Source organism: Aeromonas sp. SCS5 (assembly GCF_001887375.1).
GTDB lineage: Bacteria > Pseudomonadota > Gammaproteobacteria > Enterobacterales > Aeromonadaceae > Aeromonas > Aeromonas jandaei.
Map to the genome: position 1 here is coordinate 1 of NZ_LFCS01000030.1, position 1,040 is coordinate 1,040.

Below are 1,040 nucleotides of genomic sequence, written 5' to 3' on the forward strand. Positions count from 1 at the left end.
CTGGATCAGGGTAACCGTAACGCCAACGATGGTATCTCTCTGTCACAAACGGCAGAAGGCGCTATGGACGAAGTGACCGGTATGCTCCAGCGCATGCGTACCTTGGCTCAACAATCCGCCAACGGTTCCAACTCAGCCAAAGATCGCGAAGCGCTGCAAAAAGAAGTAGATCAACTTGGTTCGGAGATTAACCGTATCTCCACAGATACCAGCTTTGCTGGTACCAAACTGCTGAATGGTTCTTTTGCTGGCAGTTTTCAGGTTGGTGCCGATGCTAACCAGACTATCGGGTTCAGCCTGACCCAAGCTGATGGCTTTAGCATTTCGGGAATCTCAGCTGCAGCTAACACCTCTATCACTACTGCTACAGGTGCAACGGTGTTGCTGTCAGCGATCTTTGTTGGCGGCAGTGCTGGGGGGATCAGCATCAGTAGCCAGAGTAATGCTCAAAACGTGCTTGCCGCAACCGATGCAATGCTAGCTGTAGTAGATAGCAAGCGAGCCGAGCTTGGTGCGGTGCAAAACCGTCTGGATTCCACTATTCGCAACCAGGCCAACATCTCGGAAAACGTCAGTGCAGCCCGCTCTCGTATCCGTGATGCGGACTTTGCAACCGAGACTGCCAACATGACCAAGCAGAACATCCTGCAGCAGGCTGCGTCCAGCGTCTTGGCTCAGGCCAACCAGCGCCCGCAATCTGCATTGTCACTGTTGGGATAACAATGCCAGAGCTTCATCAAGTATGAGAAAGCGGCCTCTTTAGGCCGCTTTTTTGTTTTTTTATCTTCTATGCATTCCGAATCAGGACACATTTTCAGCCCCCCTCTTTTGCCCAAGCGCACTTCATTTCGCAGAAATGAGGGCTACAAGCGCACTGGCGTCAAAGTTTTGGCTACTCACTTTAGACGATGTTTCATTCTTAACGTTTGAAATCAGATGCGTCAGATTATCTGCCGTTGTGCACATTATTTTTCTAAAGGTTGCATCTTTACTGCCGTTAAAGAGGATGAGGCAATCGAGGGGTGTTCGGAATCCAACGT

General features: G+C 50.4%; 2 protein-coding genes. One reads left to right on the forward strand and one right to left on the reverse strand.

The annotated features are described in order from the left end of the window. Nucleotides 1-720, forward strand: a 720-nt coding sequence (locus BS300_RS20815) for a flagellin (protein WP_071915115.1), incomplete at its 5' end; no start/stop codon positions are given. 123 nt (nt 721-843) lie between these two features. On the opposite strand, the gene BS300_RS21445 is transcribed toward BS300_RS20815, so the two are convergent. Further along, on the reverse strand, nt 844-1,040 hold a 197-nt coding region (locus tag BS300_RS21445), incomplete at its 5' end, for a hypothetical protein (protein ID WP_204378252.1).